We start from the raw sequence: 21,492 nt of genomic DNA, 5'->3' as shown, positions 1-21,492 counted from the left end.
TGTAACGCTAGATAGAAACGCTGGAAATCCCGCAGATACTGGGGTTTTAAGCACTGCTTAAGCTAGAGCAAAAAGACGTGAGAAAAGTTATTTCTCAAAAATCTGGCGGAGATCAGTTTACCCTAACCTAACCAACTCCAATACTTAAGGTGGTATGGTCATGTTTTCACCCTCTGCAGAGATTATAGATGCGTACTTGGAGATAAGATTAATAGAAAAATTTGTTGATTATCCTTGTGTAATATTAAGTGGTTCTACACGACCCTGTGCACAAAGAAATAGCATATTTTTCTGCTTTTATAAAAGAGTGAGTAATTGTATTTGGATATAACAATGTTTTTTTGTTTACAAATAACTCGGGAAAGCCTGCATCTGAGATGCCTTGTCCAGTATATTTTAATATAGATTCTTTTAGTGTCCAGATTTTATAGAATCTTTTGATAGAATTTTTTTCTAAAACCCATGCAATTTCTTCTTGAGAAGCAAAAAAACTAAGTAGTGGTAGATAATCAATGGTTTCATCAATAAATTCAATATCGACTCCTATTTCATTTGTAAACGATATTCCAATCAGGCACAGATCTTTTGAGTGAGATATATTAAAAAACACTGATCCATCACTTAAATAAGGCTTTCCATTGGGTCCATAGCTAAAGTGTATGGATGAAATGTCTTTTTGCAACATAGATGCTAAAGCAAATTTTAAAAAAACCCTGCTAATAATAAATTTCTTTGAATGCTCTAGGTTGCTAAATTTTTTACATTTATAATATTCTTCATTGTTTAAAAAAACACTTAGAACTTTATAATCATTGTAACTTAAATCTGAAATATATAGAGTGAGTAATAGGCAATTTATGTAGCTATTATTTATTCTTTCCACTCTGTTCTGAAATATATCGAATAATTTCATGTGTATGAACTCTTAAAAAAAAATGTCCTCCATTTTGAAAATTGATCAAATTCACTTGGGGGCAAAAGTTAATCCATTCTGCTGTTTTAGAGTGATCTATAAGTTCGTCGTCTTGGGCGTTAAATATTAGCACCTTGCCTTCAAATTTTTTTATTTCGCTAAGTTGATGACTGGCACATAGTAGCAAATCATTTCTTAATGTTTCAACAAATGGATTCAAAGCTTCAGCAAGCTCATTTGTATTAGAGAGATCAGGATAATAATTTTGAATCATCCAATTTAATAAATCCGATTTGTATGCTCGTTGGGAAAATGCTTTTGTATTCCAAAACAGAGGCGCTTCCAAGCCTGAAAGGCACAAAAGAAGAGGTTTCTTTGTCAACAGATGACTAACATGAAAAGCTAGCATAGCTCCCATACTATGACCAAACAGTATAAAATTAGAGTTTTCAGAATGTTTAGAAATTGTTTGAGCAATAAGTTTAGAAATATTATTAAAGTTGGGTTCGAGTTGAATATGACTTAAAAATGACCTTCCAGGTAATTGGAGAGGGCACAATCGTATATGCTGAGGCAAATGTTGTTTCCAAGGCAAGAAAAACTCAGCGTTCCCACCTGCATGATGCAAGCAAAAAAGGCTAATCTTCTCACTTGATGAATCTTTAAAATAATAATCAATATCCTTCATATGAGTTATTCTTTGGCCTCAATTTTTTGAATAAACAAACGCAACGTAGGGTATTCATAAAAATCTGTTAAATTGATTTTTTTGTTTAAGCGTTTGTTGAGCAAGTTAAGACATTGTATTGCTAAGAATGAAGTACCACCTATGTCAAAAAAATTTAAATCGATGTCTGCATCTTTGCAGCCTAAGATTTCTTTCCACGCTTCTGTGACAATTTCTTTCACACTATTGTTAGGACTATTTTCTTCATACAACTTCACATTTTCGACCGTATCTGTGACATACACTGTTTTCTTAAATATATCTAATGCCCTTAAGTGGCTGAGTAAACAGCTAGGGTTATTACCAGGGTAGCTTCTCAATATCACATGTACGTTAGTTCCACCAATACCTAAAGAAGTTACACCAGATACTATTTGATCTTTTTCTAATAATAAAGGATCGTTTAAAATATTGATGATTTTTTGATAAGGTAAAATTAAAGGATTGATTTCTTCAAAATTTAAAGTGTGAGGAATTGTTTTATTGTATAGAAAAAGAACAGTTTTTATTAAGCTTGCAATTCCAGAAGCAGCATCTAAATGTCCGATATGAGGTTTAACTGAAGATAGAATTAACATGTCTTTTTTGTTTTTGTAAACATCATAAATTGCACGCACTTCGATAGGATCGCCTAATTTTGTGCCTGTACCATGTCCTTCTATGAAATCAATATCATCAACATTGAATCCAGATTCCTCTAAGCATTCATCTAATAACTGTTTCTGAGATAAATAACTCGGGGCAGTAAAACCTACTTTGTTTTTTCCGTCATTATTAGTTTTGGAGGCCGAAATAATGGCAAATATTGTGTTATTATCATTAAGAGCGTCTTCTAAACGCTTTAATACAACAATTCCAGCACCATCTCCACGTACAGTACCATTAGCCTTTTTATCAAAGGCATGCACTTTACCATCAGGAGAAAGAATGGAGCCTTCAGTATAATGATAACCAGAATTTATAGGATAAGATATAGAAACGCCACCAGCTATAGCAACATCAATTTCATAAAGTGATAATGATTGTACAGCTAAATGAACTGCTAACAGTGAACTTGAACAGCCAGATTGAACTGTAACTGCTGGGCCAGTTAAATTTAAGTGGTATGCTATTCTTGTGGCTAGAAAATCTTTGTCATTAGCTACTTGGAGGTAGTGATTTTCATATTTGTGAGTGATTTCTTTGTTCTTTAACAGGTATTTATGAAAGTATTCAGGAAAACCGCAACTCGAAAAAACCCCTGTTTTTTTTGAGTTTTTCTCAAAATTATGGCCCGTGGCATTTAAAGCTCTATAAGCAAGCTGGATGAGGATACGATGTTGTGGATCCATAATCATTGCATCAGCAGGAGATATTCCAAAAAACTCTGCATCAAAACAAAAGGGGTCATTCATGATGCCTTTATAAGGGACAAAGTTAGTTTGGTTATGCAAGTAAAAATCCTCTGTTAATTTAATACCAGAAGTTTTAGACTTCAATAATTCCCAATACTCAAAAGGGTTTTTTGCAGCAGGAAAATTGCAGTCTAACCCTACTATAGCTATTTCTTGATTCATGATTTCTGCTCTCTTTTGTGTGTATTATCAAACTGCATCAAGTAGGAAGATAAGCTTTTAATCGTAGGAAACTGAAATAAATCAAGTACCTCAATCTTATAACCAATTTTTTGCAATTCTGCACAAATTTGTACCAACGCCAAAGAGTGAGCCCCAATTTCAAAAAAGTTTTGTTCAATGTTGGATACTTTACTAGACAGCACTTGTTCAAAAACATTTTTTATCTCTTTTTCAATATCATTTAAAATGACCTCAGATTGTTCTTTATTTTCTCCTTTCATCGTCATTAACGCCTTTATATCAATTTTGCCATTACTATTTAAAGGAAAATCGTTCACATAATATATATTATTAGGAATCATGTATGGCGGTAACTTTTGGATAAGAACATTTCTTATTTCCTTAATTTCACCTTCACTCTTAATAAATAAGAGCAAATAGCTTTCGCCATTAATTATTTCTAAACAAGCAACAGATTGTTGTTGGCAATATTCAAATACCTTGGCTTCTATCTCTGATAGCTCAATACGATAACCTCTTAACTGAACCTGTCTATCAATTCGCCCCAAGTAAACAAATTCATTTTTCTCATTATGTAAAGCTAGATCACCAGAGCGATAACAAAACTCACTGGGTATCTCTGCCAATTTGATAAACTTTTCTTGGGAAAGTTGTTTATTCTTAAAATATCCATGCGCGACACCATCACCAAATACTAATATTTCTCCTTTAAAACCTTTCGGTACGGGAGTAAGATTTTGATCAACAAGTAGCATCCCTAAATCAACGACAGGTTTGCCAATCACGCTGAAATTTTCTTTGCCCTTGACTTCGTAAAAAGTATTGTGGATTGTTGTTTCAGTAATGCCATACATATTAATTAATTTTGTATTTATTGCGTTTGGTTTATCGAACCAATTATTAATTAGAACTGGTTCTAGAGCTTCTCCTGCTGTAATTATTAACCGTAGATTGGAAAGACATGATGCCCAGGTCGTTAATAAAGATCTTAAGGCGCTTGGGGTTTGACAAAGAACTGTTACTTTATTTTTTTCAAGAAAAGCAAAAAAGTCCTTAGGGGAGCGTGTAATATTATGTTCTGGAATAACTAATTTACCACCATGCAGTAATGCTCCGAATATTTCCCAAACAGAAAAGTCAAAACCATAAGAATGGAAAAGACACCAAGTATCATTTGGGTTAAAATTAAATTGTTTCTCAGTTGCTAAAAACAGCCTAATCAAATTATGATGTGTTATAGAAACGCCTTTTGGCTCTCCTGTTGTTCCTGATGTATAGATCATGTATGCAGGGTTATTAGCAGAAATATTGATATTTTCAAGGTAACTACATGGTAAGATGTCTCGAGTCGATATAATTTGTTTGTCGCTTATAAGATCTTTATCACTAACAATGTAGTTAGTTTTTGAGTTATTTAAGATATAATTTAACCTATCAGCAGGAACCATTGGATCAATAGGAATATAAGCCTTACCTGCTTTAAGAACAGCAAGAATTGATATGATTAACTCGCAACTGGGATCCATGCAAATTGTTACGTATTCATCTGACGTTGTATTATATATCTTGCTTGCCAGTGCATCTGATCTCAGTTTCAATTCAAAATAAGTTAATGACTCTTTTTTATCTTGTACAGCAATATTATGAGGATGATTTTCAGTTATATTTTCTATAAGCGAAACTAAATTATGGCTACTGTTAAAAACCATTTCTTTGTCAACTATATCATATTTTTTATATTTATATTTTGAAAGAGCTTGTTGATCATTAAGTGCATAATGCTCTAAATGCTCCACAATAAGCTCAATTAATAACTCTGACTGATCATTAGTAAGAATAGAAGTTGCATACTCTATTCCAATTTCTATCTCCTCTTCATGCTCAGTGACCTGCAAGGTACAGTCAAATTTAGAATAAGGAAATTCTAAATTTAATATCTTAATATCATATTCTCTTTCCAACTTTTCAAAACTAGGTAAAGCAACACAAATTGTTTGAAAAATTGGATGGTGAGATTTGTTCGCAGAAATTTTTTTCTGAGCAACTATATCCTCAAAGAGAACTCTTTGTTTAGCAACACCTTCCCAAATTATATCGCTATTTCTTTGTAGTAGGCTTGAAAAGCAATCATTTTTAATATTAACTTCAACAGCCACAGGTAATGTATTAACAAACGAACCAATTGCACTCATTTCTTCTGCTGTTAATCTATTTGCAAATGGAATGCCTATGCTAAATTGACTTTGCCGACAAAATCTTGCTAAAACTATTGAATAAATTGTAAACAAATAGCCAAAAATATTTGTATGGTATTTTTTAGTTATATTTTTAATATTTTCTGTTTTTTTTATGCGGCGATTAATCGTTTTTCCCTGAAAATCAAACTCTATATTCCTCTTTTGTATTGCCGGCCAATCCAAAGGGTTGCCATAGTCTTGGTTTAGCCAATAATTTAATTCATTGGCATCTGTTTGCCAAAGTTTAATTGTTTGGGAGGTAATTGTTTTCCCTGATAAAAGCTTAATGAAGGACTGTATTATATTGGTAATAGAAATGCCATCTAATAAAATGTGGTGACATGCAAAAACAATAGTTTCATTTACAAACCCCAGTCTTATGAGCGGGCTTTCAAAAAAATTAAAAGGTTGAAAAGCAAATTTGGAGAGAGCTTCTTGACTTTCTTCTTCTATTTCTTTGACAACTTCTGCATCTTGTTCTACTGCAAATATTTTTGAATCTACTTTTATATATTGAGTTTTAAGAATAGGAAAAGCGTGGACTAATTTTGTGAAGGCTTCTTTTAATTGAATAAAAGAAAATCCTTTTTGGTATTTGAAAGCATAAGCAAGAATGTATGTTCCTGTTTTTGGGTTTATTTCCTCAAATGTTATAAACTTATTTTCCCATGGATAGAGCCTTCTTTTTTGATCTGTGATTTTATTAATAATCTCTCTAATATTAATAGATGACATGATATCTCTAAAAATCAGCTTAACGTTGAAAGCTTTCTGAACTTCGAATAAAAAACGGGTGGCGAGTAAAGAATCCCCTCCAAGCTCAAAAAAGCTTTTATCAAGATCCAACTTTGAAGTCTCTATTTTCAAAATATTTGAGATAATTTCAAGCACATTATCGTGGCCTGATTTTGACTCTGATCTGTCTATATGATCAACCATTTTCTTTAGTTTACTTCTATCAATCTTACCGCTATTGTTTAAGGGTAAGTTGTCAATTTTTATAATATTTGGAAGCATGTAATCAGGCAAAGTATCTGAAAGTAAAGATTTGATGGTTTCTTCTGATAACTCACAAACAACAAAAGCATAAATTTTTTCTTTAGATGGGCAATATATCACTGCTGTTTTTTTAACATCTTTGATTAGTGATATCCTTGATTCAATTTCTTCAAGCTCTATACGAAAACCGCGAAGTTTAATCTGATTATCTTTTCTGCCACAATAAATAAGGCAAGAATCTTCATTAAAAAATCCAATATCTCCTGTTTTATAAAAACGATCACCATTTAATATAACAAATTTTTGGCTTGTCAGCTCTTTATTATTAAAATATCCAAGTCCAACGCAGCTTCCGCCTATTAATATCTCCCCTTTCTCTCCTTGTTGAAGTATATTTAAATTGTCATCTGTAATAACAACATTTGCATTAGAAATTGGAAAACCAATGGGAACATCATTGGGCTGATCATTTTTTGTAGCATGCCAAACTGTAGCATAAGTCGTACATTCTGTAGGACCATATAAATTATAAATTTTGTCAATATTTGATTGATAAGCTAAATCAACAAGTGATTGCCTTAAAGCCTCGCCTGCTACATTAATAATTTTTGTACCTTGCGGTATTCTTGCGCCGTCAATCAAGGTTTTGAGCGCAGATGGTACTGTGTTGATCAAAGTTACTTGCACATCATCATCTAGTAATGAAAGCGCATTTTCAACTAAAACAATTTCTCCACCAGCAACGAGTGGGGCAAAAATTTCAAATAAAGAAAGATCGAAAGAAATTGAAGTTGAAAACAATGTCTTACTTAAACTCTCTGAATCAAAAAAATCCTGCGTCCACTCAATAAATGATGATAGGTTTTTCCGGGTTAAGCATACCCCTTTAGGTTTACCTGTGGAGCCAGAAGTAAAAAGTATATAAGATGTTTCGTTATTGTCGCGCAAAGGATTATACTTATAGAGAATTTCTTCTTGGTATGCAATTTTCGTATGATCGTCAAAAATTAAGGATTGCCCGACTTCTTTTTGTATCTCTTGCAATCGTCCTTTTGGAAATTTTATATCTACAGGTATATAAATGCACTCAGCCAGAAAAATACCTAAGATTTTTACGATAAGATCAATGTTGCGTTCATGATATAAAATCACTTTATCTCCTGGTGTTAATCCCTTATCACGAAGATAAGTAACAACACAACTTGCTTTTGCATAAAGCTCATGATAAGTAATTTTTTTATCACCATAAGAAACGGCAATTTTGTTTGGTTGATTGATTGCTATATCAATGATTTGATTAATAAACATAATGATTTCTCTAACTTACAGATTGTTTTGATTGTACTTTTTCTCTAATAAATTGGGCCATTTCTTTAACTATAGGGTATTCATATATGGTCATGGCGTGCAGACTGATGCCAAAATCTTTTTTAATTTTTTCGTTAAGCCTGATAGCAGAAAGTGAATGTCCCCCCAAATCAAAAAAGTTATCATCCATTGAAACCTTGTCAATGCCTAGTATTTCTGATAGATAATATGATATTTTTTCCTCGAAAAGATCTACGGGAGAGATAAAATCATTATTTTTAATGACTTCGATACTGTCCCTTTTTTTTAGTGGTACTTGTACCTCTCTAGTTAAGGATCTTTTTGTTGAGACGTTATTCCATTCTTTCAATACAGTATTGAGGTCAATAGTTGAAACAACAACTCTAGGCCAGTTACTGCCACTCAATAAAATTTTTAAAAAAGCAGCCTTGGTTTCTTCGTCAGTCATTCTGTTTTTCAAATGCTCTTCACTTAATCCTCGAAATTCTGGAAGAGATTCAAATTCTCTCTTCTTAGACTGATTTACAGCTCCCCAGTTAAGTGCAAAAACATTTTCCATTCCTTGACTTCGACAATATCTTGCAAAATGATCTACAAATGCGGTAGATGCAGTATTATCAGCCTGACCTAATCCTCCTATCATTGAATTCATGCTAGAGCACAAAATGACAAAGTTTGGCTGAGAAATATTTGCTAGTATTTTTACAATATTTATCGATCCCCACACTTTTGCATCAAATAAACTATTAAAAGACTCCTCTGTTTTCCTATCTAGTATGCTACTCTCTACAACGCCTGCAGCATGAACTACTCCTTTTATAGCGTTATTGGTAGCGTGCTTTTTAAAAATAAAGCTCATGAATTCATAGTCTGCAACATTACCTTGCTCTATAACGACATTACAAAGATTCTTTTCAATTAGCTTAATTTTTTGGATTTTCTTTGTTAATCCATGGTTATCTCCTAGTTTTTGAATCATTTGACCCCACTCATCTTTGCTAGGCAGGCTTGAGCGACTAATCAAAACAAACTTAGATCCAGGACAATTTTTACTAATTAAATGAGCGATTTCTAAGCCAAAATAGCCAATTCCTCCCGTGATAATATAAGTTCCTTGTTCAAGATTGTTTAAATTAGGCGTTAAGCTGACGTTTCTATAAGATTCTACAAATCTTTGCCATCCTCTATAAACAATGAATTCTTCATCACTATAAATTATATCCTTTGAAAGCTTGTAATTTTTAACATGAACAGAATCGATGTCAATAACGCAGCATTCATGGTCATACTCTTTGTTCAATGTGCGCGAAATGCCAAAAATAGTCGCTTTAAGAGGCTCTATTGGTTCATTAGGTGTAATATTCGTCAAGTTTTTAGTAATGATAGATATCTTGGTTTTAAAATCGGATTTATACGAACTTAAAGCTTGAATAAGATGCATGAGATTAAACAAACCATATTTAATGGCATTCTCATCATCAAAATTGAATACATTTAATAAGCCAGCATGAACAATCCCATCTGGTAATTGTTGTGGCAAACAGCTTTGTAATAACCTTAAATAGTCATCCTTGTTTTTAAATTGACTTATATTTAACGTGATAACTTTGCATAGATTTTCTTTACTTCTAAGATAAGAGGAAATATCTTCCTTACTTTCAATGACCCATATAATTTTTGATTGATTTTCATCTCTATCTGTATCCTTTCTGTCCCTTTCAACATATTCTAAAGTATAAAACCATTTTGACATATCAGGATTTTTATGGTTTCGAAAACTTATATAGCTTTTATGGTCTAAGTTAATATCTAACCAATACTGTTCTTTCTCAAATTCATAAACAGGTAAAGCAGTTCTTTTGTTTTCAGTAAAATAATCCTCCCAATCTACTTCCTTACCTTCTAAAAACGCTTTTTTAATATCATCTAAGTTATGTTTTTTTGCTTTATATTGTTCATTAGTTAAAGTAGCTTTGATAATTTCAGGCTGTGTTAAAGCCGCATATAACTCTTGTTTATTTTTGATCTTGATACAGTATCTGTACTCGAATGCTGGGCGGCCTACGGCTAATGTATAGAAAATTGCTGCCAAATTAAGCTCTTTTTGATTATTAAGAAAATATTTCCATTTCTCAATTGCATTTACTAAACTTTTGTGTGTTTTGGCTGATAATAAAAATAAAAACTCTACATTTTTTGTATTGTCATTATTTTGAGGCTCTTTATATTCCTCAAGGATTAAATGCACATTTGTGCCTCCTACACCAAATGAACTTAAAGCAGCCCTTCGCGGTTCTTTTGAAGCCTTCCATTCTTCTGTTTTTGTTAGAACCCTAAACGGCATACCTTCAAGTTGCTTATTTAATTTTTTAAAATGAATAGTTCCAGGCTTTTTATGATGGACAAGCGACCCCACTACTTTCAATAATCCAGCAATCCCTGCGGCGCTATTAAGATGACCGATATTTGATTTTACAGACCCTAAAACAGTATTAATTGCATTACCTTGAGATTCATTTAAATAAACCGAGGATAATGCTTCTACCTCTATAGGATCACCAATCTTGGTTCCTGTTCCATGGCACTCAATATAACCAATGGTAGATGGACAAATACCAGAAAATAAAAGTGCAGACCGAATGGCTGACTTTTGACCAGTAGCACTTGGAGCGGCATAGCTCATTTTTTTATTCCCATCATTATTAATTGAAGAACTAATTATGGTGGCATAAATTTTATCACCATCTGCAATGGCATCATCTAATCGTTTTAAAACAACCGCACCATATCCATTAGTAAAAATAGTACCATCTGCATTGTCATCAAATGGTTTGCAACGACCAGACTCAGATAAGATGCCGTTTTCTTTATAGAGGTATCCGGCATCGGTTGGGGTCAAAATGGAAACGCCACCAGCCAGAGCAGCGTCACATTCATAAGATAATAATGATTGAACAGCTAAGTGAACAGCTAATAAAGAACCAGAACAACCAGATTGCACTGTATAGCTTGGACCTGTTAAATTTAACATGTAGGAAACACGTGTAGCTAGGTAATCATATCCGCAGCCATAAATGGCCGTTTCTTGATAACGCTCATCCCATAGTCCAGAGTCAATTATGTTAGATAATAAGTAGGTATTAACGCCCTGACTCGCAAAAACTCCTACTTGTTCTCTCATTTGGAGAGGATTATATCCTGCATGTTCTAGTGCTTGATAACTAATTTCAAGAAATTTTCTGTGCTGTGGGTCCATGAATGTTGCTTCTTGTGGATTGATTCCAAAAAAAGCGGCATCAAATTCTTTCATTCCTTGCGGTTCACCAACAACAAATCTATAATTCTTAAAATCTACCAATCCTAAATCTTGGTGATATTTATTAATTTGATCCCGCGTATATTCAGTTAAACAATCTTTATCAGAAAAAATATTGCTCCATAAAGCCTCAACATTTTGGGAATTCGGGAATTGACCTGAAAAACCAACAATTGCTATTTTGGAAGATGATTCACTCATAACTTTTTCCTGTTTTTGATATTTTCTAAAAACTTCTTTTTGTTTAATAATCTAGCATTTAACTCTTGGGCCGTATTTTCTTCAGTTTCTGATGGTGAGTCTCCATATTTCATGCTCAACGCCCTGATGTTAGGAAGTTCAAATAGATCAACGGTTTTGATAAGCCACCCTGTTTCTCTGGAAATAATTCTTACAAGCTGTAGGGCTTGCAATGAATCTCCCCCTAATTCAAAAAAATTATCATCAATACCTATTTTGCTGTAGTCTAAGAAATTGGTCCAAATTTTATGCAATAAAATTTCTGAAGATGTTGAAGGAGGTATATAAACTGATCTTAAGTTTGGTCTATCAACAGTATTTTTATTAGTTGCGATATTTTCTTCAATTTGCTCTTCTTGATAAGAAGACCAGTTATCAACTCTTGTTTTTAGGTCAATTGTAGAAATTACAGTATTACCGTTTTTATTTAACAAATACTCTGATAATTCTTTGCCTTCTTGATCTGTGATAGATATATTACTAAGTGTAACACCTACATTATGTTCGATAATTTCATTGACCCTCAAAGCATCCCAATTATGGACGTTCCATCCTTGAGCTGTAGCAAATTCATCAACAAAAGTATGTGATGCCGTATAAACCAAAAGATCTATTCCACCAATGATACTTGAAATTGAAGAAACAATTGTCACTTCTGGCTTTGTTTTTATGGCATCACTTAACAGCTTAAGATTTTGCAATCCTTTAATTTTTGGTTCAAGAACCTTAGCTATGTATTTACTATCAATATCACCTGTGCGCCTTACATGTTCTTCTTGCTGCACTCCTGCTGCGTGAATTATCAAATCAATGGTGCCGTATTTTTTTTCTATATCTATAAAGGCATGTGAAAGACTATTATAGTTAGTTATATCTAATGGGCAGGAGATAAACTTTGAATCATTGGCAGAGAATGTTCCACTCCGGGAGCCAACGATTATTTTACCGGAAGTATTGCGATCAAGAGCATGAGAATAAAATTGCCCCATACGGCCAGCTCCACCTATTATCAAAACATTATTATATTGCTTTTTATCACCCTGTGGATTTTCATCTGTATAAGTTTGATAGTATGGTATGCCATCTAATATTTTGATGTAACGATACGGCAAATTGCTATCGATAATTTTGTTAATTATGAGGTCATTATTTGATACTGAGTCAATAAATCTCACATTTAAATAGGATAATTCTTGAGGTAAGCATAAAGCAAAAGATTTAAATAAACTCCACAGATAGCCATCACAAGATCTATGTGTAACAAAATCTACTAATTTCAAATTTTTAAATAAAAAAGTCTGTTTTTGAAAAAACTCTACAGTGTTCTTATAGTCTTCAAGAGATATATCGCATGTAATATCTACAATTAAATGCTGAATTTGATGGTTTATATAATTTTGTATGGATTTTATATTAATTCTTTCTCTGACATCATAAATATATGAATTTATATTATTTGTTATTGAAACTAAAGCCTTTCTATAAAGCCACTTATTAATAGGGTTTTTATTGCCTTTAGATAATTGTTCCACTTTTGGTGCAAGGTAACAGTCTTTTTCATCAAATACATAAGTAGGTAGAGCTTTCTTGCGATAATTCCAAGGTTTGGCATAAGAAGAAAAATCTACATCAATGCCACAAAGCCATAAATCACATAATAATAGAGACATTGGCAAGTAATTAATAGCCTCTTTTTCATGCGCTCCCCTCATAGATTGAAAAGCCTTTAAGTATTCAGGTTGGTTATTCATTTTCAATAAAGTGCCAAAGGTTTTTCCGGGGCCAATCTCGATTAAAGCAGCATTTCCAGATTTTGATCTAATGGTGTGAACCATCTCAACAAAGTTCACTGGTCTAGTAAGGTGCCGAGAAAGATAGTGTGCATCTATTTCGAAAATTTCTTTGCCAGTAATATTGCTAATAATTGGCAAAATTCCTTTTTCAAAAGTAAAACCCTGACAAAATCCTAAAAATTCACTAGCTATTTCTTCAATGTATCTGGAATGAAAAGCTCCAGAAGTGTTTAAATCTTTATAAAATATAGATAGCTTATCTAGCTCAATTTTAATTTTTTCAATATCACTCCTCTTGCCTGAGAGTGTTATAAGATTCTGAGAATTAAAAGCAGCAATATCGCAATTATTATAGTATATAAGCTCTTGTATTTGCTTTATATCACAGTTAACAGATATCATCATACCATCACGCAAACCGTCTAACAGTACTGCTCTTTTATAGAGAATTGCTACCGCATCATTAAGACTTAAAATACCAGAAATCACATAACAAACATATTCGCCTAAGCTATGTCCGAATAAAGCACTTGGCTTAATGCCTAGTTTCATTAAGCACTTAGCAAGTGCATATTCAATACAAAATAACGTTGGTTGGGTATATAATGTCCTGGAAAGATCGTATTTGCCGCTAAAAATCAATTCTTTTATAGAACAAAGACCTTGTTTTTGAAATAATAAATCTAAAACATCTATTTCTTCTGCATAACCATCTAATTGTTCATATAATTCTTTAGCCATTCCTACATATTGACAGCCTTGACCAGGAAACATAAAAAAAATATCTGGCACTTCATGAGTATGATTTTCACTTATTCTTCCATCCAAAAATTTTATCAATCGATGATTGTAACTTTTTCTGCCTACCGCAATACTTAATGGAATCGATAAATCCCTGAAGTTATATTTATTAAATTCCTTAGCAAGACTGTCTAAAGATTTTTTTGTTTTTGCTGATAAAAGAAGTGGAAAGCTAGATGTAGCCGAGTGATCCAGCTTATAATCAACATATTCTGATAACACAACATGAGCATTTGTGCCACCTATACCAAATGCACTAATAGCCGCCACTTTCTTTCCAGGCCATTCATCATGTTCGCTACTGAATATAAGAGATCTCTGGCTATCATCTAAATTTTTATTTTTTTCTTTGAACCCTAATAATCCAGGCCTAATACTATGTTGAAAAGCCAAAATAAGCTTAATGATTCCAAGCATTCCCGCTGCTACATCTGTATGCCCAATATTGTTTTTTATAGCGCCTATTTTACAGTTGTAAGGATATTTTCCAAATTTTGAGAAAGCTTCATTTATCGCTTTGAGTTCTATTGCATCACCTAATTTAGTGGCTGTACCATGAGTTTCCAGATAGCTGATGCTATCTATATCAATTCCATTTTTTATGTAAAGCTTACTCAGAACATCAGCCTGTCCTTGAACACTAGGTGCCGTGAAGCCAATTTTTCTGGATCCGTCGTTGTTTATAAACGATGCATCAATACATGCATATATGGTGTTGTTATCTTTTTCAGCTTGTTCTAATGTTTTCAACACTACTACACCTACACCTGACGAAAAAACCGTCCCTTCTGCATTAGCGTCAAAAGCATTACATTGACCAGAATTAGATAAAACTCCCCCTTCTTGATGGGGATATCCATGCATATCATAATCTGTTAAGTGTACACCTCCAACAATTGCTACATCACACTCATTAGCAACTAAGGATTGTCGTGCTAAATGTAGTGCTACAAGAGAGCCAGAACATCCAGTTTGAACATTTACGGCTGGCCCTTGGCAGTTCATTTTATATGCAATTCGTGTTGCCAAAAAATCTGAGGAATTTCCAGTCATGGAAAATGGATTTTCCTCCAAATCTGCAAAATTGATATTAGAAAGAATATTATTAAGCAAATAAACGTTTATACCACATGTAGCAAAAACGCCTATATTGTTGCTGGCCTTGATGTTTGCCTCGCCAGACATTTCTAATGCTTTAACGACATGCTTTAATAACAGTCTGTGTTGCGGATCTATATGTAGCGCCTCATTATATGAATAACCAAAAAAATCATTGTCGAATTTTTTGGCCGATTCTATATATGACCCAAAAGGCCTTCTGTTTTTAAATTGAGGTATTTCTTGAATAGTGGATTGGTTGTCAATGATTAACTGCCAAATTTCATCAGCGTTTTTTGCTGCTCCAGTTTCTGCAGAGTAACCAACTATAGCTATTTTCATTTTAGCGCCCCTTTATCATTATACTTTTATTTATACCGCTATAGAATTCATCCTGACTTATATCTAAAATACCTTTTTTATGAAAGATCATTACATCTAAAAAATGATTTGCTTTACGAAATTCAATATGCACATCAAACAAGCAATAATCTGGCAAAATAGTACAAGGAACCGATGCATCATCATCACAATTTAATTTAAGCTTCAAAACATCAAGGTCAATAAAATTTAACATTATTCTTGGGGTGTTATGATAATTGCTTAATGATTTTGGAGTTTTTAATAATGTTAATAATAAGTTCTGAACGGCAGATGGTGAAATATCATCTATGTTTTTTTTGTCTAATGATAATAACTGCGTATCAACAAACATTCCTATTTTTTCCAAATTGCTAGCAGTTCTGGCGGCAAATGGTATAGCAAAATCTATGCTATCTAAATGATAAGGAAACTTGAATGAATCAATTATTCTATAAATCAAGGTGGAAAACAAACTTGCTTTATTTAAACGGGCATATTCCATAATATTGTCTAGCTCTTTCCCTTGTATGCGAATGATCTTGCCAGTGCATGAAAAATCTTCATGACTGTCCTTAAGAAAGGGAACATAGGTTTCTATAAACTTTTTATTTGAAGGGAGGCACGCAGGATGATCGCATATACTGTATTCAAGAGCTGGGTTAACAGCTTGTTTATTGTATAAAGCGGAGATTTTTTCTATCACTTTACTGACAGACCAACCATCTAATAAACTATGATGAAACTGCAGCTTTAAATATTTTGTTCCGAGCTCTTCATAAATCCCAGCAACGAATAGTAAATTGTCAGTCATATCAAATGACAAATTTTCACTTGTCCAGATTGGATCTGTGAGAGATATCTTTTTTTTGAGACAATTATCCTGAAAATCATAAAAGTAAGAAAATCTTAGTGCGTCACTTGAAGCAATGATATTTGTAATAACTGATTTTAGCTTTTCTATATCAGTGTTAAAAGGGATTGGCCAAGCTTCCTTGATTGTATAGATTGGTTGACCATATTTTAGTTCTGCTGAAAATAATAAATTCTCTTGTAGGTTAGTAAAAAAAGGGTTCATGCCTAAATCACCATGTGTTTGTTGGAATAAACTTTGAATTTACCAAAGCTTATAAAGCCCATTTTTTTATAGATGCCAATTCCATCGTTAGAGGCTTGCATACCGATAACGTGACATTTTTTTCTTTTTAAATGCTCAATAGCAATTTTTGTCATTAACGTCCCAACACCTCTTTTCTGAAAATCTGGATTGGTAACAATATCATACACCCCACCAATACCATCCGCTTTAATGCAAAAACATATTGCAGCTGGATTGTTATTGATATAACCAACGAACATATCTACATCAGGATCTTTTTTATAACAACCACCTATTGTTTCATAAAATATGATCGCTTCTTCATCAAAAGGTTCAAATACTGACGCCATAACATTTCCATAATCAATAAAATCTTGAAGTGATCGGGCTTCCTTGATTTTGAAGTTATCTGGCATAGAAGTAATATGTGAATCTATGTCTGAGGCTAAAGCTGCCATTCCTAACTCTGTCTCAACATGTTCTAAGCCAAGCGATAGAAGGACTTCATCTACTTTGTAATTTGACGAATTAGGCCCAACCCACCAAGCCAAAGGTAGTTTTTGCGCATTAAAGGAGCTGATTATGGATTGCGCCTGATCTACTTGTATAGTTTCTTGTAAATTTTTAGCAGAGATAATGTTAAACGTATCTGAAGCAAATGTTGAGTTAACTGTAGAAATGCCATTTGGAAAATCAATAATCTTCATTTTTTGGCACAACTTAGGTAAAAAACGTACTTTTGAAAAAAAATTATTTTCCAAAGATAAATCAATTTTTGATTTGTTTAACATTGCCCCTCCTTTGTATTACTGATTATTTCTAATTGATCTTTTAATACTGGGGTTATAAAAAAATCCGCCAGCTCAAAGATAATCCCAAATTCTTTTAAATAAGCCTCTATAACCTGCAGAGCTGTAAAAGAACCGCCTCCAATACTAAAAAAATTATCCTCAGGGGCGATATTATTGCTCCCCAATATCGCAGACCATATTGCAATAATTCGCTCTTCAGAAATACAATTTTGCTTTGATAATTTTGTGCTATAGGTGCTGATCAAGTGATCTTTATCTATTTTTCCACTTTTATTTAAAGGCCAAATATCAATAGCAATTATAAATGTAGGAACCATGTATTCTGGAATTATATCATTAATTTTATTTCTTAATAAATCTTGGTTTATTGTACCTTCGTAAAAACAGTACAGCTCTGGATATGAAGTTTTTTGATGCTGCGCGCAAACAAAAGCAGACTGAACACCTTCTATTGATTCAATAGTGTTTTTTATTTCTTCAATAGATACTCGGTACCCTCCACGAACTTTAATCTGATGATCTTTTCTTCCTTTAAAAATATAGCTATTGTTATGTTTTTGGACTAAGTCTCCTGTGTTAAATACACCATGATATAATGTCACACCTTTTTGGTTTATATGACCGTATGCGACTTGCTCTCCGTAAATCACTAGCTCGTTAGATTCTGTGTCAAGTTTTAATGCGTCTCTATAAAGGGGGGTGCCTAAAACAATAGCTTCACTTTTGGATTGAAATTTATGCAAAAGAACACAAACAGTTCCTTCTGTTGGCCCATAAGCATTCCATAAATTATACTTAACAGTCCAATCCTCAAGAAAGCTCGTTTTAAAAGCATCTCCACCAATAATTAGATCTTGCAGTGTCGTATCGTTTTTTAATATGCCATTGGCTATGATAGGGGTAAGCAATGCCCTGTTTATTTTATGCAAGTTAATAAAATGAGTTAATGCCGCTGTATCTAAAATTTGGTTTTCCGAGATAACAAGCGTTCCCCCAAACATTAATGTTGCAAAAATTTCCCAAATACTGGCATCAAAAGTTAAATTGGAATATTGCAGCATTATGGTGCTGGGCGAAGTGGGAATGATCTTTTGAAGGTTATAAATAAAATGCTCAAGGTTTTTATCTGTAATCATCACTGCTTTTGGAGCGCCCGTACTTCCAGAAGTATAAATTAAATATGCTAAATCATTGGTGTATCGTGCGTGATCCTTTTGTACAACCAAATCCTGATCTGTGATAATTAATTGTGGTTTAACCACAGAAACAATCTTTAAAAATCTTTCTTCTGGATAATCAACCGGAACATATAAAAAAGCATAGCCCATCTGCATAACAGCAATCATATCAATAATTGTAAGTAGCTTTGTTTTTCTTCGAATGATTGCGATTTTGCCAGTATATTCTTCTTGCGAATCAAAAACGCTCTTTAATTCATTTGCGCGCTTACAAACTTCTTCATGTAATTTTGTATATGTAAAATGGGTGTCTTTAGAAATAAGAGCGATTGACAATCCAAAAACAGAAGCATTTTTAACAAGAAAGTCAGCAGTCATAATTAATCATTCCCCTTTAATTTTTTGTTGTTGAATGCGTTACGAAAATAAGGAGTAAAAAAAACAACCAAAACTAAAGTTGATAAAAGAAATAATACCCAACCTAATTCTAAGGTTCTTCCAACATAAAAATAGCTAACTACTTCTACGCCTACTGCTGTTCCAATTAATCTAACAATATTTACAAGAGATGCTGCCTTACTTTCAGATCCATTAAAAGATGATAATATTTTTGGATATACTACATTTACGGGCAACACCGAGCTTACAGCACAAAAACACATCAAAATAGTAATCAAAACATAATTAGTTGGCGAAAAAGTCATAACAATTAAAAGACCAGATGAAAATATGACATGCAAAAGCAACGATATTGTTACGCAATTAAAGTGGTTAAATTTTCTTAAAAATATTGGGCTTAAAAAGCTCATTGAAGCAAAGGAAGCAGCGATTACGCCTTGATACAAACCAAACTGGTTTAATGTTAGGCCCATGCCTTGCATATATATAATTGGACCCATTCCAATAAAAATCCAGTAATGCAAACAAAGAAAACAGACCACGATTGATAAAGCCCAGAACAATCTTGAGTTAATTATTTTTGAATATTCTAGAACTGAAAATGATACTTGATCATTTCTTTTGTCATCATTAGGGAGAAAAAGCTGACTCATCAATAAGCAAAGCGCGCCTAGAGTGATCAAAAATATAAACCCTCCTCTCCAACCAAGGTATATATTGAGATAACTTCCTATTATTGGAGCCAAAGCCATTCCGCATGTAACAAACCCATTTAACAATCCTAGCTTGCTGGATTGTTCTTGCTGTGAATAAAACTTAGATAGAACAACAAAACCTAAACCAGCTGGTGCAGAAATGCCAAGACCTTGTAAAACTCTTCCAACCAAAATTAGATAAAAGCTATTCGCACTAATACAAATTGCACAACCTAGAACAAAAATTATTAGCCCCCAAATAATAACACGCTTTGCTCCGTATTTATCACCAAACATACCAGCATATAAACTGCCAACACAATAAGCAAAAAAATTGACGCTTAATGTTAATTGCACGATAGGAGGCGTCAGGTGAAAGATTTTTTGTAATTCTGGGTAAGCAGGGATAAAAATATCCACTTCCATTCCAGCTAAAAAATAAATCATTATTATGGATGTAAAGATCACAATATTCATATGTTATATGTAGTACTTTCGTCGCTGTAGCTTTGCATAACAAGCTCTTATTAAAAAGATTCATTATATATATATATAATGTCAATAACCTTATTCAGCTTGATTTGCAATTTTTAGCTTATCAAGAAGATCCATGTAATCCTGGAGCACCGGAATAAGCGGGCTTTGTTCTGGTAATTCAGCAACTGACTGCTCAATTTTATGCCATTCTTGTGCAGTGTAATGGGGCGCTTCTGGGCAATTACTTGTCGGCACTCTCCCGAGATCTGCGCAGCCGCTCAAGAAGACCAGGCTTACCCCGATCACGATAAGATTTATTTTGTTCATCCAGTTTTTCATAAGATTCTTGAAGCTCTACGTTTTCCTCCGCTTGTTCACGCTTCAGCCGTTCCCGACCCAACATATAAGCTAAAAAAAGTTGCATTAGATCGCGCAAAGCTTGCAGCAATGTCGATATCCAAAGCGGCGTCACGTTTCAAGACTTCTGATCAATTTTGGCCTGCGTGTTTTTATTCATCACGCGCCCTACAACGTAGGTAATGACCATGGCTGCGATACTCGCAACGGAAGCTTCGTTGAGGTTCAAGCCCAATTCTGAAGCACCTGCAACAGCAATGCTCCCGATTAAGGTTGCCCAAAATTCAGTGGTTTTAATGCCTGGTTTCATATTATGTCTCCTGTTTAAGTTTATGCATAAGCTCGTTTCAGCCACCCTTTAAGGAACTTCGCTCGCTTGGGTTTAGTGGCCGCAAGGGTTCTGTAATATCCTGCAGCTTCAGATTTCAATGCTGCGAGCAAATCAGTCAGATCAGCTTTATTGATGGCGGCAAGCGTCATAGGGCCTAAAATGCCGTCTTCCAAGATATCTTGCCCCGTGGCTCTTAATGCTCTTTGAACAAGCCTGTGCGCCCAGTTTGATCCCATATTCACAGCTAGATCAAAAACTTTGGTCGCTAAGTTCACGTCTTTAATGTCCTTATAAAGCTGAGACTCCCAAAAATCGCGTTTGTAAATACCTTTAGCTTCATCGATTGTCAAAGTATCCACGTCAATATGGGGATAGCTGCGTTTGGAAATCCCATATTTAGTTTCCCCGCCGTCATCGTCGATGTCGTTGCTGTAGCCACCTTCATGGGAAAGCACAAAGCTGACTGCATGTTCAAAACGTTCATCGTTCAAGGTTTTAGGTTTATTTGACATGGTTGAGTCTTGCCTCCAATTCGTTGATTTCTTCATGAATGGCAATAAGAGCTTATCCGCAAATTAATTAGGAGGAAAGAATCTGCGCAAGAGTAGTCTGTTAAGTGACATGTAAATGTTATTCTCTGTAGAAGAACAAAGCAAGTCGTATTCTTTTGATAGCCTTCTATTTCTACCAAGCCATCCAAATGTTCGTTCTACAACCCATCGTCTCCGTTGAACCTTAAAGCCCCCCTCTATCC

The 21,492-nt window shown here is 33.7% G+C and carries 15 protein-coding genes; all 15 read right to left on the bottom strand.

The features are described 5' to 3' along the window. Positions 1-244: 244 nt before the first annotated feature. On the bottom strand, positions 245-883 hold the full coding sequence (locus HCUR_RS05235) for a 4'-phosphopantetheinyl transferase family protein (protein ID WP_165780790.1): 639 nt from the start codon (positions 881-883) through the stop codon (positions 245-247). Next, the gene (locus HCUR_RS05230) at positions 867-1,601 is read right to left on the bottom strand and encodes a thioesterase II family protein (RefSeq protein WP_104207063.1); all 735 of its coding nucleotides are present in this window, start codon (positions 1,599-1,601) and stop codon (positions 867-869) included. The genes HCUR_RS05235 and HCUR_RS05230 overlap by 17 nt, the downstream gene beginning before the upstream one ends. Before the next feature lie 5 nt (positions 1,602-1,606). After that, positions 1,607-3,196: a beta-ketoacyl synthase N-terminal-like domain-containing protein gene (locus HCUR_RS05225; protein WP_104207062.1), complete on the bottom strand. Its 1,590-nt coding sequence runs from the start codon at positions 3,194-3,196 to the stop codon at positions 1,607-1,609. Further along, positions 3,193-7,761: a non-ribosomal peptide synthetase gene (locus tag HCUR_RS05220; RefSeq protein WP_104207061.1), complete on the bottom strand. Its 4,569-nt coding sequence runs from the start codon at positions 7,759-7,761 to the stop codon at positions 3,193-3,195. Before HCUR_RS05220 ends, HCUR_RS05225 begins: the two co-directional genes overlap by 4 nt. Before the next feature lie 10 nt (positions 7,762-7,771). Further along, positions 7,772-11,299 (bottom strand): beta-ketoacyl synthase N-terminal-like domain-containing protein, encoded by a 3,528-nt coding sequence (locus HCUR_RS05215; protein WP_104207060.1) that lies wholly within the window; start codon positions 11,297-11,299, stop codon positions 7,772-7,774. Next, positions 11,296-15,372: a type I polyketide synthase gene (locus tag HCUR_RS05210; RefSeq protein ID WP_104207059.1), complete on the bottom strand. Its 4,077-nt coding sequence runs from the start codon at positions 15,370-15,372 to the stop codon at positions 11,296-11,298. Before HCUR_RS05210 ends, HCUR_RS05215 begins: the two co-directional genes overlap by 4 nt. Before the next feature lies 1 nt (position 15,373). Beyond that, on the bottom strand, positions 15,374-16,468 hold the full coding sequence (locus HCUR_RS05205; protein WP_104207058.1) for a condensation domain-containing protein: 1,095 nt from the start codon (positions 16,466-16,468) through the stop codon (positions 15,374-15,376). Positions 16,469-16,470: 2 nt separating this feature from the next. Next, the gene (locus tag HCUR_RS09215; RefSeq protein ID WP_207760934.1) at positions 16,471-17,280 is read right to left on the bottom strand and encodes a GNAT family N-acetyltransferase; all 810 of its coding nucleotides are present in this window, start codon (positions 17,278-17,280) and stop codon (positions 16,471-16,473) included. Next, positions 17,274-18,857, bottom strand: coding sequence for an AMP-binding protein (locus tag HCUR_RS05190; RefSeq protein ID WP_104207057.1), 1,584 nt, complete (start codon positions 18,855-18,857; stop codon positions 17,274-17,276). The genes HCUR_RS09215 and HCUR_RS05190 overlap by 7 nt, the downstream gene beginning before the upstream one ends. Before the next feature lie 2 nt (positions 18,858-18,859). Then, positions 18,860-20,050 (bottom strand): MFS transporter, encoded by a 1,191-nt coding sequence (locus HCUR_RS05185; protein WP_104207056.1) that lies wholly within the window; start codon positions 20,048-20,050, stop codon positions 18,860-18,862. 90 nt (positions 20,051-20,140) lie between these two features. Continuing rightward, a complete protein-coding gene (locus HCUR_RS08715; protein ID WP_165780788.1) occupies positions 20,141-20,305 on the bottom strand; it encodes a hypothetical protein in 165 nt (54 codons plus the stop codon). Then, positions 20,292-20,522, bottom strand: a complete 231-nt coding sequence (locus HCUR_RS07855) for a hypothetical protein (protein WP_129591924.1) — start codon at positions 20,520-20,522, stop codon at positions 20,292-20,294. Before HCUR_RS07855 ends, HCUR_RS08715 begins: the two co-directional genes overlap by 14 nt. 3 nt (positions 20,523-20,525) lie before the next feature. Next, the gene (locus HCUR_RS05175; RefSeq protein ID WP_006302509.1) at positions 20,526-20,717 is read right to left on the bottom strand and encodes a hypothetical protein; all 192 of its coding nucleotides are present in this window, start codon (positions 20,715-20,717) and stop codon (positions 20,526-20,528) included. A 20-nt stretch (positions 20,718-20,737) separates the two neighbouring features. Further along, the gene (locus tag HCUR_RS05170) at positions 20,738-21,250 is read right to left on the bottom strand and encodes a glycoside hydrolase family 108 protein (protein WP_165780787.1); all 513 of its coding nucleotides are present in this window, start codon (positions 21,248-21,250) and stop codon (positions 20,738-20,740) included. 63 nt (positions 21,251-21,313) lie between these two features. Continuing rightward, the coding region (locus HCUR_RS05165) for a transposase (protein ID WP_165780568.1) at positions 21,314-21,492 on the bottom strand (179 nt) is incomplete at its 5' end.

The organism is Holospora curviuscula, assembly GCF_002930195.1.
Classification (GTDB): domain Bacteria; phylum Pseudomonadota; class Alphaproteobacteria; order Holosporales; family Holosporaceae; genus Holospora; species Holospora curviuscula.
This window is presented reverse-complemented; position numbering and strand designations above follow the sequence as displayed.